General features: G+C 39.4%; 13 protein-coding genes. All 13 read left to right on the top strand.

What is annotated here, in order from left to right:
- Positions 1–8 precede the first annotated feature (8 nt).
- The 13 genes from IGJ26_RS12330 to IGJ26_RS12270 all read left to right on the top strand — a co-directional run bounded on the left by IGJ26_RS12330 (position 9) and on the right by IGJ26_RS12270 (position 14,124).
- Positions 9–1,448: a glycosyltransferase gene (locus IGJ26_RS12330; protein WP_086316469.1), complete on the top strand. Its 1,440-nt coding sequence runs from the start codon at positions 9–11 to the stop codon at positions 1,446–1,448.
- On the top strand, positions 1,438–2,286 hold the full coding sequence (locus IGJ26_RS12325; protein WP_086316468.1) for a hypothetical protein: 849 nt from the start codon (positions 1,438–1,440) through the stop codon (positions 2,284–2,286). The genes IGJ26_RS12330 and IGJ26_RS12325 overlap by 11 nt, the downstream gene beginning before the upstream one ends.
- A gap of 7 nt (positions 2,287–2,293) precedes the next feature.
- Positions 2,294–2,851 carry a hypothetical protein gene (locus tag IGJ26_RS12320; protein WP_086316467.1) on the top strand — a complete coding sequence of 186 codons (558 nt, stop codon included), beginning with the start codon at positions 2,294–2,296 and terminating at the stop codon, positions 2,849–2,851.
- A gap of 49 nt (positions 2,852–2,900) precedes the next feature.
- On the top strand, positions 2,901–3,092 hold the full coding sequence (locus IGJ26_RS12315) for a hypothetical protein (RefSeq protein ID WP_077452924.1): 192 nt from the start codon (positions 2,901–2,903) through the stop codon (positions 3,090–3,092).
- Positions 3,093–3,137: 45 nt separating this feature from the next.
- Positions 3,138–4,124 carry a helix-turn-helix domain-containing protein gene (locus IGJ26_RS12310; RefSeq protein ID WP_086316466.1) on the top strand — a complete coding sequence of 329 codons (987 nt, stop codon included), beginning with the start codon at positions 3,138–3,140 and terminating at the stop codon, positions 4,122–4,124.
- Positions 4,121–5,137, top strand: coding sequence for a sugar transferase (locus tag IGJ26_RS12305; RefSeq protein WP_086316465.1), 1,017 nt, complete (start codon positions 4,121–4,123; stop codon positions 5,135–5,137). Before IGJ26_RS12310 ends, IGJ26_RS12305 begins: the two co-directional genes overlap by 4 nt.
- The gene (locus IGJ26_RS12300) at positions 5,134–5,517 is read left to right on the top strand and encodes a hypothetical protein (RefSeq protein WP_086316464.1); all 384 of its coding nucleotides are present in this window, start codon (positions 5,134–5,136) and stop codon (positions 5,515–5,517) included. The genes IGJ26_RS12305 and IGJ26_RS12300 overlap by 4 nt, the downstream gene beginning before the upstream one ends.
- A gap of 71 nt (positions 5,518–5,588) precedes the next feature.
- Positions 5,589–6,926: a hypothetical protein gene (locus IGJ26_RS12295; RefSeq protein WP_225869307.1), complete on the top strand. Its 1,338-nt coding sequence runs from the start codon at positions 5,589–5,591 to the stop codon at positions 6,924–6,926.
- 662 nt (positions 6,927–7,588) lie between these two features.
- Positions 7,589–11,464: a Cna B-type domain-containing protein gene (locus tag IGJ26_RS12290; RefSeq protein ID WP_430599668.1), complete on the top strand. Its 3,876-nt coding sequence runs from the start codon at positions 7,589–7,591 to the stop codon at positions 11,462–11,464.
- Positions 11,465–11,608: 144 nt separating this feature from the next.
- Entirely contained in the window at positions 11,609–12,565 is a 957-nt protein-coding gene (locus tag IGJ26_RS12285; RefSeq protein WP_430599667.1) for an alpha/beta hydrolase, read from the top strand.
- Between the two features lie 17 nt (positions 12,566–12,582).
- The gene (locus IGJ26_RS12280; protein WP_005234370.1) at positions 12,583–12,855 is read left to right on the top strand and encodes a GNAT family N-acetyltransferase; all 273 of its coding nucleotides are present in this window, start codon (positions 12,583–12,585) and stop codon (positions 12,853–12,855) included.
- Positions 12,856–13,011: 156 nt separating this feature from the next.
- On the top strand, positions 13,012–13,248 hold the full coding sequence (gene secG, locus IGJ26_RS12275) for a preprotein translocase subunit SecG (protein WP_005228700.1): 237 nt from the start codon (positions 13,012–13,014) through the stop codon (positions 13,246–13,248).
- A 123-nt stretch (positions 13,249–13,371) separates the two neighbouring features.
- A complete protein-coding gene (locus IGJ26_RS12270) occupies positions 13,372–14,124 on the top strand; it encodes an alpha/beta hydrolase (protein WP_430599666.1) in 753 nt (250 codons plus the stop codon).
- Positions 14,125–14,127: the final 3 nt, after the last annotated feature.

Here is a 14,127-nt window from a genome sequence, read left to right as displayed (position 1 = left end):
GGGACATCATGAATTTTTTTGTAAATAAAGCAATGGGGATTGGTAATTCTGGTGTGGAACATGCACAGTTCTATCGTGCTGCTTGTTTTGATAGAAAAAATATTCCCTATAAGTATATTTTTATGGAGCTAGTGAAGAATCTCCATGAAGCCATGGCGGCTTGGAAAATACCAGATGATAAAGTCATCTCCATGTGGGAATATTTTGCACTAGAAGGTGATTATTTAAGGCAAGGGGCTAAAGCAGTTTTTACTGCACAACAAGATCTCTTAGTAGATGCTACGAACACACATAGAATCAAAGAAACCATCACGTCATCAGGATTAAAAATCGTTGAGCATATGGAAAAATCTCCTAGTCCAAAAAAGGAAGGCTTACTGCTAGTTTCGGATTATCGGGTAGAGATTTTTGACTATCGAACGAATCAAAGAAAAATCATGTACAGTTATCGAAATGATTCGCATCGAGGAAGAGTAATGACGAATATTCATTTGTTTGCTTTCAAAGGCAAACATCGTTTCTTTAGAAATGAAGTCTTATTGCAGCGATTTTTCTTTAAACAACTGATAGAAGAATTCCCAGAAACCAAAAGTATCATCATTGATCGGGGGGAGGAAAGCGAGGCTGCTTTATATGATCATTGTCCTCCGGAAATCAAATTGATTGAGATCGTTCATGCCGATCATTTATCTGATCGTGACGTAGCTAGCGCACCTCTTTGGAACAATTACTATGAATTTGCTTTGACACATTTGGAACAAGTCGCTCATATCGTTGTTGCGACAGAATTGCAAAGGCAAGATTTGTTGATCGATTTCCCAAACGAGTCCAAAAAAATTGTGACGATCCCGGTGGGAGGGATTCGCGATGTGACAGAAGACTCATTTGAATTAGGCAAACAACAGGCAGAGAAGTTTGTGACGGTCTCTCGTTTGGCATCTGAAAAGCACATTGATCTTGTGATGCGGGCAATTGCTGCAGCAAAAAAAGAATATCCAACGATCTCTTTAGACATCTATGGTCAAGGGGGAGAAGAAGGCAAGTTAAAAGCAGTGATCAAGGAGTTGAATGCAGAAGAGTACATTCGGTTAAAAGGGCATTCTCATGCAATCAATGAAGTATATCCTGATTATGATGCATTTATCTCTGGTTCTTTTTCAGAAGGTTTCGGATTGACTTATATTGAAGCTTTAAATGCAGGATTGCCAATTGTAACCTTCAAGGCTCGTTTTGGGGCCATGGAGTTGATCAAAGAAGGAGTCAATGGTTATTTGAAAGATTTTTCTAGAACTGATGAAGCCTATACTATTCAGCAACTAACAGATGGCATTCGTCAGTTGACTGCTTCTGATCTGAACCAACTTAAAGCCAATACCCGCAAGTCTGTCCGAATGTTTCAAGACGCGATAATTGCAGAGAAATGGAGTGAGTTGATCAATGCATTATGAATTAGTAACCGTGATCCGACCAAATGACCGAATTTGGATGGCACAAAAATCACGAATCAAAGAAGGAAGTCAAGTGTTGTCCATCTCACCGAGTCCAAATTTCCAAGCGATGCTCCAAAAAGAAGCATTGCAGGGAATAAATATTTTAGATCAAGTGACACAGCGCAGTCACGATCCAGAATCCTTTCTGTTTTTTAACCAAGTACCAACAGCTTACTGTACAGAAGTTTATATGAACGAGGACCGGACCATTTCCTTGATCACTGATGGAGATGAAGTAGGTAAAGTGAGCTTGTATCCTATGACTAGAAGACATGTCAAAGAAGTTCGCTACTTCTATCCTGATGGCACGACAGATTTCATTGAAGAATATGCCGCAGATGGGAAATTATTCTCAACTATTTATTACTGCAATGACCAGGTTCAAGAGATTGTTTTTTTCAATGATCAGCAACAAAGTATTCTGAATTACTATTTTTATCAAGGCACCATCAATTTGGTCACGATTCGTGATACAGAAACATTCAAGGTAACTCAAAAATTTAACACAACACTTGATTTCATTCGAGATCAGTTAGCTTTCCAGTTAACAGAAAATGATACAGTTGGCATTTCATATATGGGTTTAGAATTATTTTCTCTAGCAAAATCCAACTCGACAAATACACTTTATCTGGAAGAATCGCCGCTTGATGGCAAAGGGAATATCAAAGGGAACTTAATGAGTATTTTAGATGACCGCGTTCCTTATATTCATAAGGTAGAAGTCGATCAAAAGAATTATCAGTTGTTGGCAAACAAAAATGTATGCATGGACAAAGTTGTGTTGAAAGGATAAAGACAAAATGAAAAAAATGAAAGCCACTGAATTGTATGAGCAAATTATGTTGTTAATAAAAGAGAACAGCGGGTCCATGCTCACTTTTGAGAAGGAACAAGAGGAAGCAAAGAAACTTTTTACTCATCAAAACGAATTGATTGATCAGCTGATTCAAATCAATCAAGAAATGAAAGCAATGATGAACAAGTCAGAAAACGATATCGATCTAAATGTGATCCAAACATTAAAAAAACAATTCAATGCATCTTTTGAGCAGCAGCAAGAGGAGCAAAATAAATTACAAATGATTTATGAGAAGCTCTTTTCTGCTTATGAGGTTGAAAAGCAAATGCTTCGAACCTATTTTTTGAATGAAACCGAGCAGATCATTGATCGGTTAACCTCAACCGTCGAAAGACAAGATAACGATGTGAATCAATTGAGTCAAGAGCTGATTGATGAGCTTCGGGCAGTGGAAGTAGCAGAGGTAGTGAATGAGATAGCTACAAACGAAAATGAACCAGTAGAAAATGTTTCAGAACTGAGTGAATCACTACAACTGGCAGACGATCAGAACCAGTAGATAAACCAGTTTTCTTCATAGGTGTTTGCCGAAAATAAACTGGGAAGAGGTGATTTCGTTGGCGAATAATCAGCTAGAAAAAACGATTCAAGCGGGATTTCAAGAAGAACGAGAAAACGTAAGAAATCACTCAGAAGAAAAGAAAAAGGGCAAAGCGATCACCATTGTGCTTTCCTTAGTTATGTCGATCGTGATCCTTGGATCGTTGGTTTATTCTTTATTGGAAGCATTACAGAAGTAAGAATAAAAATAGGTCCTGCATTTTAGAAAAAAGGATTTGAAAAATATGGAAACTAGATTACTAAGCGTTTGTCGATTAATTAGCACGATCAACCCAGACTTAAAGATACCTGATACATCAGTCGTTGCTGTCAATATTGATCGCGAGAAATTAGAAGAGATACGCAAATGTAAAGGACTATCTGTGAAATCTTTTGAAAGAAAGATTGGGTTATCTCGCTCACGGTACTATAGATGGGTACAATATGAGATCGACTTGCCCTTCGAATTGGTTGTTGGCATCAAGAAAATGTTGAGCATATCTGATACCGAATTGTTAGACATGTTTGCAATGTCAACAGATGAACAACTTCATCTATTAAGTGTATTGATTTATAGCTCTTTATCAACGAAAGAGGACATGTTTGTTACCTTTATGAAAGTCAGAAAAGAGTTAGAAAAATTTCGCACCTCTACTGAGGATAATACGATGTTTAAACTTATGTTGGCCTATTCTGACCTCGTATTTGGTTGTATGAATCAGAAAGTCCCGGATGCAAGTTTAGAAATGCTTGAAACATTTTTTCTGGGAACTGATTTTTATACATTATTTGACAGCCTTTTATATTTAGCTACATTACGCATCAAACAGCGCTATGGCTTGCACGCTTCATCTTTAGAAAAACAAATTTTTTTGTTAGAGAGCTGCCTTTTAAAGAAAATAAATTCGACTGATTTTACGGAACTGCGGCCAGTCTTGGTAGGCGCCGTATTAGATTTATCAGAATGTTTGGTAGACATCCAACGCTGTGATGATGCGGTTCAATTACTTCAACATGCAAGTCGTTTAATGGAGGAACATTGGCATATTGATGTCTATAATCAGACAGTTCTAAAACTAGTCAAATATTTGCTGCTTACAAGGAATACTGCACAAGAAGATCCTGCTGTACAACTGTTCTCTAAAAATTTGAAAGGTGCAGAATGGTGCTTACCGAAAGATGAAGTGATGTTTGTGCGGGCAATGATGGAAAAGGAGATGGGACAAGCGTGAATCGGTGGGTGACGACGATCATTGAATCGAATGCAGCAGATTCAGTCAAAAAAGCGAAAGTAGATGTTTTTCACATTGCCAATGGGATGGATTATCAACCTTTATATATTTATCGTTATATCGATGAGAATGAAGATGATTATGCACTTATGTCAAGGATTGATGGCATTACAGCTGGTGTCGCTTATGAAGATATCGTGGTCTATCAATATCCAAGTTATAACGGAGCCCATTTTGACCGAATGTTCTTACAAAGAATGAAACAAAGAGGGATTTACACGAGTTTATTCATCCATGACGCTGAGATGTTGCGTGGGAAAGTCGATTTTGATGAATCTGCTCTTTTCAATGAAGCAACAGTATTGATCGTTCATAGCCAAGCTATGCAGACAGCCTTAGTCGAAAGAGGCGTAACACGGAGAATGATCCAAAAACCATTTTTCGACTATCAGCATCAAGAAGTTAGTGTCAGTCATGAAAGACCAGAAAAACGAGTTGTCTTTGCAGGAAATTTGGCAAAAACCCGTTTTCTACAGCAGTGGCCCAATCGCACGGAAATTCTTGTATACGGCGATAAAAACGACAGTCAATTTGGTCCGAATGTTCATTATTGTGGTGTTTTTGAGCAAGAGAAATTGGTTCGTAGGATGGAGAAAAATGGTTTCGGACTTGCGTGGGATGATAAGTTGCCTGATGGTGGTGACTACCAACAATATACGAAGTATAATGCACCGCACAAAATCTCGTTGTATCTCTCGTTAGGAATCCCTGTCATTGTATGGAAAGAAGCAGCTATAGCAGAGATGGTACAGAAACTGGAACTTGGCATTACTATCAACGCAATTGAAGACATTGATCATCAATTAAGTGAGTTAACAGATGAAGAGCTGCTGCGGATAAAAAATAATGTTCTTTCATTTAGTCGTTTACTGCAATCAGGAATATTTACTAGAACGGCACTGATGGATTCAGAAGTGAAAATACTCCTAGGCAAAGGAGCAAGTCAAGCATGAAACAATCAATGAGTACAAAGAAGTTATCCGCAATCATTCAAATCAGCGAACTAGACCAGATGTTGACTGATTTGAAACAAACGATCGAACAACGGGACAGTAAAATTGCGCGATTACAACAAATGATTTTAGAAAAACGACAGTCAGCCATTGGTTATCGCGATTTTATTGTCTTAAAGAATAGCCAAGAAGAATTGAGAGAGTTATGCAAAAAAATTGACTTGCAGCTGGTCAAAACCAATGAACTTTTGCGGCATATACGTAATACAAAAGTAATTTTCAGCGACTTGTTGCTTTTAGAAGCAGAAGTCAACGAACAAATGAGTAAAATTCATGAACTGTCCAATGCATTCTTTATCCAAGAAGAGGCAGGAAAATAGAGGATGAAATAGCAATAGTGTTATTAGGGAAGCTGTAATTCATGATAAATAGGGAAGTTAGGGGGATTAGTGTGAACAAAATCATTGCATTAGACATTGATGAATTTCGAGTAGGCGTTGTTGGCTACGGTTATCAAGATGTCAGAAGTTCTGTTTATTCAGAAGTCAAAAAAAATAATCTACAATATCTTTTAGGAAAGAATAATGAACCGATCTACCTAAAAAACAAAGTAGGGAAACGAATACTTCTCGGGGGCAGCGAGAAAGAAATCACTTGGGGGCTCGACAAGTTGTATAGTCGACGATCAGAAGCCTATCAAACATTTGGCAATCCGTTGGCAATCCTGGGAGACCAAAAATTTAAGACATATATCAAAACGATACTCTCTTATTTAGTAGCGAAAAGACCCTCACTTTTTACTGAAATTGCAGAGGATTACTTTAGCTGTTCATTATGCCTTGGCGTAGCAACAGAAAGTTTTGACCGGCTTGCTGACATTGAGAGACAACTGGCAGATGAATTCGAGACAGTTGTTGATGGCACTCACTATCAGATCCGCATCGAGCGAGTAAAGCTGATCCCGAAATCTCTGGGCGCAATTTTTGAAAGCAAACGAAATGATATTCATTTGATGTTAGGCGTGGAAGAAATTCTTGCTGGGTTGACCTATGTGATTGAAATCAATGATCATTCTCTCACTTGTGATAGCTACGAAAATGGGGAACTGATCAAAAGTTCAAAAGTCACAGACGGCTTGTTTGAATTGGCAGGCAACGTGGTACAAGCTTATCAAGAAAATGAGGGGGATCATCCCGCACCTATCTTTGCGCTAGATCATGGCGTCGTTTACGATATGCTTGTCACAGCTAAGAAAAACAATCCATTTGTCGTGACGATCAATGGAGGTCAGACAATAGATTTAACTGAGATCGTTAAAAAAGAGACGACTGCTTTGACAGATCAATTGATTGATTATGTAAACAGTGATCAAGATATTCAATATGCTGATACAATTCTAATCAGAGATATTCCTTCAGAAACGATCAACGAAAACACAGTAAATCAGGCACTCAACAAGATGGGGTTATCTTGTAAAGTGTTTAACAATAAAAATGCTCTTGGCGTGTATCTCTTCGGAGAGTTGTTTTGGAAAAGTCAACTGAATGCTTCGATAGATCACTTTGAGGATAACAGTCCATTTCCAATGAAGCCAGACGGTTTAGAGTCGAAAGTGAATGCAGAACCTTTACCAGTCGAGAAGTCCCTCGAATCTTCAACTAACCAAATTGATTCTGAGCTACCAGAAGCTACCAAGCAAAAGAGTCATCATAGAAGCTTATCAGTAGAAGCAATCTTTGCGGAACAGTCGGAATTGCTTGATTTCTTGATCAGCAACGACAAAGAGTAGTCGATTTGGAGAAGGAAACGTGAATTTCGAGCGGATTGCAATAACCATTCCCTTTTTTTCCATGGTTAGTCTTTTGTACTAGATCAGAACATCGGACTTTGCAATAAAGTCTTGTCGTCAATAAGGATTGATATGTTGTACAAAAAACACACTTGGGACTGAAGAATCAATTATGATTCATCAGTCCCAAAAACGATAAAGACGTTTCTTTGTACAGTAAAAGTTAAGAGAACTTATAAATAAAGGGAAAATAACAGTAAGATTTTAAAGAATCTGCTAAAATTTTTGTAACCGAAAATGAAAATAATATGATTGTTTATGAAAATTTCATTTTCAGTTTACAATTATTTTTTTTTGACAAGTGAAATTTTAGCGAGTAGCCAATCACTCCTGATGTTTAAGCGTTTTGAAGGAAAGAACTTTTATCACAAACAAAAGATTCTTTCTGGATTTTGAGTATTTATCATGAAAAAAATATTCTGTTGTTTTTCAAACAAAAGAAATCCTATTTCATTTTCACAAATTCCCTTGAGAGAAGGACCCATTTTTTGGCTTTTGCTCTCATTTTTCTCACAGAATCAAAATTTGGGTCATTTTGCATTTTCTCTTTTTTCCGATTAGGATAATCACCTGAGTAAAATTTGTTGTTTGGAGGAAGAGAAATGCGTACTTATGTGAAAAAAATAGCTTACCCAATGTTCATGCTGTCCTTACTTATTTTATCCTATTTGGCGCCTTTATTATCAGTCATCACAGCCAATGCGGACACCGAGGAGAATCCCAAAACAATCCTATTTCAAAACGAAAAGGGCATAGCGCAAGTGACATCATTACCAGATCCTACCACAGGGGAGATCACTTGGACGATCCAAGTAGAAAAGAATCAACAAGCAGCAAATCAACTGGCATTCAGCTTGAGTGAAGGGGAACAAACGGTTCTGCCGAACTCGATTCAAAGCAGCGGCACGCCATTTACATATGATCCGCAAAGACAGCAGCTGATGGAAGAAACCGCTAGCAGTTCTTTTAGCCAAATGACGCTAACGTTTCAAACAAAAAGTCTTCAAACATTGACAATCAAATCCGCCTTTCTTCAAACAGATGAAAAAAATGGACAAGTGAAAGAAGACATCATCAACACAACAGATGTAGCAGTTGTTCTACCTGAAAATGAATCCACAGAAGCAACGAGTACAGAAGCCGTACTTTCTGATACTCAGGATCAAACAGAGGCTTCTGAAAAAAAGGTTGTATCAACAAGCAGCGAGTCACAACAACAAACGGCGTCAAATACTGCATCAAAAACCATAGAATCAACGCCTGATACCCAAGCAAGTGCGCCAGCAGCTTCACAACTTTCAAGTGGGGGCATTTTTAAAAATGATGTTCCTGAAGTTGATGACGCACTTCTAGGAGAAGCGCAATATTTTCATATTTTTGCTAACCATGCGACGCTAAATACACACACGAACGGAAATTTGGCCGTTGGTGAATTAAACGGAAATGTCAATTTTGGGACCAGTATTCAGGATGGTTCTTTGCCAACAGAAATCAATTATATTCAAAAGGTCAATTCCATCGCAAACTCTTCTTTTGTATCAGGAAGTGATAGTAGAAAAAACAAAGTTGTTTTTGGCCCATCAGTCACAGTAGATTTAGCAGATCAAAATCAGCAACCTGCCGTTTTTGTAAATGGTCAGAGAATGGATCACTTGAAGACTTCCGAAGTTTTTCAAGATCAATCCGTGAGTGAGCCTTATATAGACTTTGAACAAGCATTTTCAACGTTACAGGCGACGTCAGAAAGACTGGGAGCTTATCCGCAGACACCCGGTGTAACCAAGGATTTCACTGATAATAATCAGCGGGTCATCAATACAGCCGATGCCGAAGATGAGACACAAGCGGTTGTTTTGACCTTGACAGACGAACAAGGAAATCCACTTGATGATGGTGTTTACGAACTTCAAAACAACAAGACGCATAAGGAAGTCGATGAAGAAGTCACAAATGATGATGGGCAGGTGATCGAAGCTGGTCTTCCAGAGGGAGAATATTCCTTTGTGGAAACGGAAGCGCCAGACGGCTATCTGATTGATAAAAAACCCATTTCTTTTTCAGAAGATACAATTGCGAAAGAAGATCAAAAGGTTGTTGTTTCTCTTTCAAAAACGGAATTAGAAAAAGATACGCCAATCACCATTAAAGGGCTAACAAGAGGAAATACGCCTGTGATCATCAATGTGGACACTGAGGGAGCCAGCACCGTTAATGTTAAGTCCCAAATCAAACTAGAATATACGGATGGTACGTCTCGTAATAGCCATGAAACAGAAGAGTTTGATGATGCTGTTATCTTATGGAATTTTGTTGACCAATCAGAGGGCCAAACGATTTCGATTAATAGTCCATTCCAAGGAACCATCTTGGCTGTTGGTGATACAGTCGATGTCCATCAAAATGTTGACGGCAGTATCATTGCTGATACAGTGCTGGTCAACGCAGAAACCCATCGCTGGGATCTGCAAGCAAATGAAACAATCGTGCCGACTATTAAACTAGCTGCCATGAATCAATTGCTTTCTTTTGAAACAACGACAATCAGCGGGACCAAAACGTGGGATGATTATGACAACAAATTCAATACCCGTCCGACAAGCATTATGGTTCAATTATTGCAAAACGGTGAAGTATTCCAAACAAAAACGGTTACCCAAAGTAAAGAGGGGGACTGGCATTATGAATTTACTGATCTACCGAAAACTGACGAATCTGGTCAGACCTATGAATACACAATCCAAGAAACACCTGTTGAAGGGTATTCTACTAAAGTAAACGGTTATGACCTGGTCAACACGTACCGCAATACTGAAACGACAGAAGTAGCCGGAACAAAGACATGGAAAGACTATGGCAACAAGTTCAATACCCGCCCTGAAAGCATCACTGTCGACTTAATGCAAAATGATAAAGAAATCGACAAGCAAGTCGTAAAAGCAGATAACCAAGGCGACTGGACTTATCACTTCGAGAATCTGCCTAAGTATGATGAAAAAGGTCAAGCATACACCTACACGATCCAAGAAGAAAAAGTTTCAGGTTACACCACTGAAATCAACGGCTATGACCTAGTCAACACCTATCACAATACTGAAACGACAGACGTAGCTGGAACAAAGACATGGGATGACTATGGCAACAAGTTCAATACCCGCCCTGAAAGCATCACTGTCGACTTAATGCAAAACGGTAAAGAGATTGATAAACAAACCGTAAAAGCTGATAAAGAAAACAACTGGACCTATCACTTCGAGAATCTGCCTAAGTATGATGAAAAAGGTCAAGCATACACCTACACGATCCAAGAAGAAAAAGTGCCAGGTTACACCACTGAAATCAATGGTTATGATCTAGTCAACACCTACCGCAATACTGAAACGACAGACGTAGCCGGAACAAAGACATGGAATGACTACGATAACAAATTCGAAACAAGACCAGAAAGCATCACTGTCAAGCTGATGCAAAATGATAAAGAAATCGACAAGCAAGTCGTAAAAGCTGATAAAGAAAACAACTGGAGTTATCACTTTGAGAATCTGTCTAAGTATGATGAAAAAGGTCAAGCTTACACCTACACGATCCAAGAAGAAAAAGTGCCAGGTTACACCACTGAAATCAATGGTTATGACCTAGTCAACACCTATCGCAACACCGAAACAACGGTAGTATCGGGAACGAAGACGTGGAATGACTATGGCAACAAGTTCCACACCCGTCCAGAGAGTATCACTGTGAAGCTGATGCAAAATGATAAAAAAATTGACAAACAAACCGTAAAAGCAGATAACCAAGGGAACTGGACCTATCGCTTTGAAAATTTGCCTAAGTATGATGAAAAAGGTCAAGCATACACGTACACGATCCAAGAAGAAAAAGTGCCAAGTTACACTATTAAAGTCAACGGCTATGACCTGGTCAACACCTATCACAATACCGAAACAACGGTAGTATCAGGAACGAAGACGTGGAATGACTATGATAACAAGTTCAATACCCGCCCTGAAAGCATCACTGTCGAATTAATGCAAAACGGTAAAGAAATCGACAAGCAAACCGTAAAAGCAGATAAAGAAGGCAACTGGACCTATCGTTTTGAAGATCTGCCAAAATATGATGAGAAAGGTCAAGCGTACACCTATAGCATTCAAGAAGTGGCTGTCAAAGGATACAAGTCAGAAGTCCATGACTATGATTTGATCAATACTTATGTCGAATCAAAAACGCCTGAGACACCGAATGATCCTAGCGGTCCCAAAGTACCAACACCTTCTGACAAGTCTGATAAACCGAAAAAAATAGCCGGAAACGCCGAGCAAAAGCTGGATGACAAAAAGAACCAGACAGAGTCATCACAGACAGATAATGAAAAACGATTGCCAAAGACAAATGAGGAATCCTCTTATGAACTAAGTGTTCTTGGAAGTATTTTACTCACCATGATCGCCTTCCTATTCTATAAACAGAAACATATTTAACCAAACAAATCTTTGTACTGCTCCTTCGCTAGAAGTCAGTACAAAGATTTTTTCTTAAAAAAGTATAGGACTTATTTAAGACTTGCGACAAAACTTTGGCTGAAAACCGGTGTAAATGGTAAACTAAAATGAAGGGGGGATCCTATGGTTTGGCTATTGCTACTACTGCTTATTTTTATTTTTTTGGTGTACTATGTATATCGCACGTCTGTGATGAAAAAGGGCGTACGCTATTTTGTTTCGGCAATTATTATGCGTAACAATGAATGGTATGAAAAAGAAGGCAGAAAGAAACTGGGGATTCCATACAAAGAGCGGATCGCGAAAAGCAGTTCGGCTTTTTGGTCACAAGGTTCGGAATGTACGGTAACGACCACCGATGATCTGATCCTGAGAGCAGAAGTCTTTGATCAGTGTGCTAAAACGTGGGTGATCTGCTTGCATGGGTATCGCAGTGATGGGCAAGCAGACTGTCAAGATGCGGCCGAGAAATTCTGGGCTGCGGGTTACAATGTTTTAGTTCCTGATTTGCGTGGACATGGCCGTAGTGAAGGCAAAGAGATCGGCTTAGGGTGGCTAGATCGGATGGATCTGCTTTTGTGGATCGATAAGATTTTGGAAAAAGACCCACAAACCCAAATCTTCCTCTATGGTTTAGGGATGGGAGCGGCGACTTTGCTGCTGGCCAGTGGAGAAGTCATGCCGGTGCAAGTTGCGGGTTTGATCTCAGACAGCAGTTATACGTCCGTTTATAGTGCCATTCGGGCAAGTCTACCACAATTTTCTCGGTTACCCGTCAAGCGCTTTTTGCGATTAGCCAATCGTTACAGTAAACACTTAGTTGGCTACCCCTTCCTACAAATCTCAGTGACCCGACAAGTCGGCAGCAACCATTTACCTGTGCTGTTTTTACAAGGAGAAAAGGATACGTTTCTTTCTGAAAAAGAAATCAATACTTTAATGGAAGCAACGGCTGGTCCGAAACAAAAAGTCCTTTTTCCCAATATGGGACATTTACAGGCAGTTAAAGATGCCCCAGAATATTGGCCAACCGTTTTGCAATTTATTGAGAATACCAAACAAAAAACAGACATTGTCTGATAGAAAGGGCGAAAACAATGGAAATAAAAGAAGAAAACAAGCGTTTTGCTTTATATGATGGAGAAACAGAAATTGGTGAGATTACATGGCAAGAAACACCAGATGATGTACTTGAAGTTGATCACACCTTCGTCAACCCTGATTATCGTGGACAGCAATTGGCGCAAAAATTGCTCAAAGCAGTTGTTGAAAAAGCACGACGGGAAGAGAAAAAAATTATGCCTGTCTGCTCCTTTGCGGTCAAAGAGTTCAAAGAAAAACCAGAATATGATGACGTACTCGTTCGCTGATTTGAACGAAAGCGATCTATGAGAAAAAGGCTGTCAGAAAGGACAGTCTTTTTTTTAAACCGTCACGCAACGAGCAATGACAAAAAGGGAGTAGTAATTTCTAGCGGAAAATGCTAAAATAGAAAGGACGACTTTAGCAAGCAAGGAGGAGCTAACGTGTATAATATCTTATTAACTGCTGTAATTGTTATTTCGATTTTAATGGTCATTACGATCATGATGCAGCCTAGCAAGCAAAATAGTGCAGCTAGTGCCTTTACTGGCGGTGCGGATCAATTGTTTGGTAAGCAAAAAGCCCGTGGATTTGAAGCAGTGATGCAGCGCTCAACGGCCATTTTAGGGTTTGTTTGGATGGTCTTGCTCTTTATTTTGGCTTTTCTTTCATCAAACTAATCATTTTGCTAGCGAACCTCTCGTAAAGAGAGGTTTTTTTCTTTTTAAGGGGAAGATTTTGATCGCATTTGTCGAAGTATTCTTCTTAACTATGGTAGAATTGGACGTGAGGTGAAAGGAAACATGAAAACATTTAATCAACCAAAACCGGTTTTTGCTGAACACGGCAAGCGAGCAGTCATTTTGTTCCATGCCTATTCAGGTAGTCCTAACGATGTGCGTATGCTTTGTCGTTCGTTAGAACAAAAAGACTACACGGTTTATACGCCGATGTTTACTGGACATGGTACGCCCAATCCAGATGATATCTTAAATCAAGGGATGGCTGCTTGGCAGCAGGATGCTGCAGATGCAGTTACTTATGTAAGAGAAAAAGGCTATGAAGAAGTTGCCGTTCTTGGACTTTCGATGGGCGGGATTTTAGCGATGGATCGTTTGACACAAGATCCAACATTGATGGGGGGCGGACTGTTTTGTTCGCCATTATTTGAAACCAAGAATGAAGTGCCAGTCAATTTTGAAAAGTATGCTGAAATGGTCATACCCTATGCTGATTTAGACGAGGCGACCCAAAAAGAAATATTGGCAGAAGTCCCTCGTAAGGTCAGAGAGCAACTGCAAGGAATCGAAACAGTCGGACAAACCACAGCTGGGCATTTAGGGAAAATCGAGCGCCCAGTCTTTCTAGCACAAGCAGGAAAGGATCAAATGATCGATCCACAGACGGTTTTCAAAACAGCAGGGGCACTGTCCCATGTTCCCTATACGCTTCAATGGTATCCCGAAAGCGGTCATGTGGTGACCGTTGGACCAGAACGGAAAAAATTAGAGCAGGATGTGTTTGCTTTCTTAGAAACACTTGCTTGGAAAGAGTGAGTT

This window comes from Enterococcus sp. AZ095a, assembly GCF_050546735.1.
GTDB lineage: Bacteria > Bacillota > Bacilli > Lactobacillales > Enterococcaceae > Enterococcus_D > Enterococcus_D entomosocium.
This window is presented reverse-complemented; position numbering and strand designations above follow the sequence as displayed.

Excerpts from the sequence above, each read along its gene's own strand:
- IGJ26_RS12310 (WP_086316466.1), top strand. The coding sequence starts at position 3,138 with ATGGAAACTAGATTACTAAGCGTTTGTCGATTAATTAGCACGATCAAC.
- IGJ26_RS12280 (WP_005234370.1), top strand. The coding sequence starts at position 12,583 with ATGGAAATAAAAGAAGAAAACAAGCGTTTTGCTTTATATGATGGAGAA.
- IGJ26_RS12330 (WP_086316469.1), top strand. The coding sequence starts at position 9 with ATGAATTTTTTTGTAAATAAAGCAATGGGGATTGGTAATTCTGGTGTG.
- IGJ26_RS12300 (WP_086316464.1), top strand. The coding sequence starts at position 5,134 with ATGAAACAATCAATGAGTACAAAGAAGTTATCCGCAATCATTCAAATC.
- IGJ26_RS12270 (WP_430599666.1), top strand. The coding sequence starts at position 13,372 with ATGAAAACATTTAATCAACCAAAACCGGTTTTTGCTGAACACGGCAAG.
- IGJ26_RS12320 (WP_086316467.1), top strand. The coding sequence starts at position 2,294 with ATGAAAAAAATGAAAGCCACTGAATTGTATGAGCAAATTATGTTGTTA.
- IGJ26_RS12285 (WP_430599667.1), top strand. The coding sequence starts at position 11,609 with ATGGTTTGGCTATTGCTACTACTGCTTATTTTTATTTTTTTGGTGTAC.
- IGJ26_RS12325 (WP_086316468.1), top strand. The coding sequence starts at position 1,438 with ATGCATTATGAATTAGTAACCGTGATCCGACCAAATGACCGAATTTGG.
- IGJ26_RS12290 (WP_430599668.1), top strand. The coding sequence starts at position 7,589 with ATGCGTACTTATGTGAAAAAAATAGCTTACCCAATGTTCATGCTGTCC.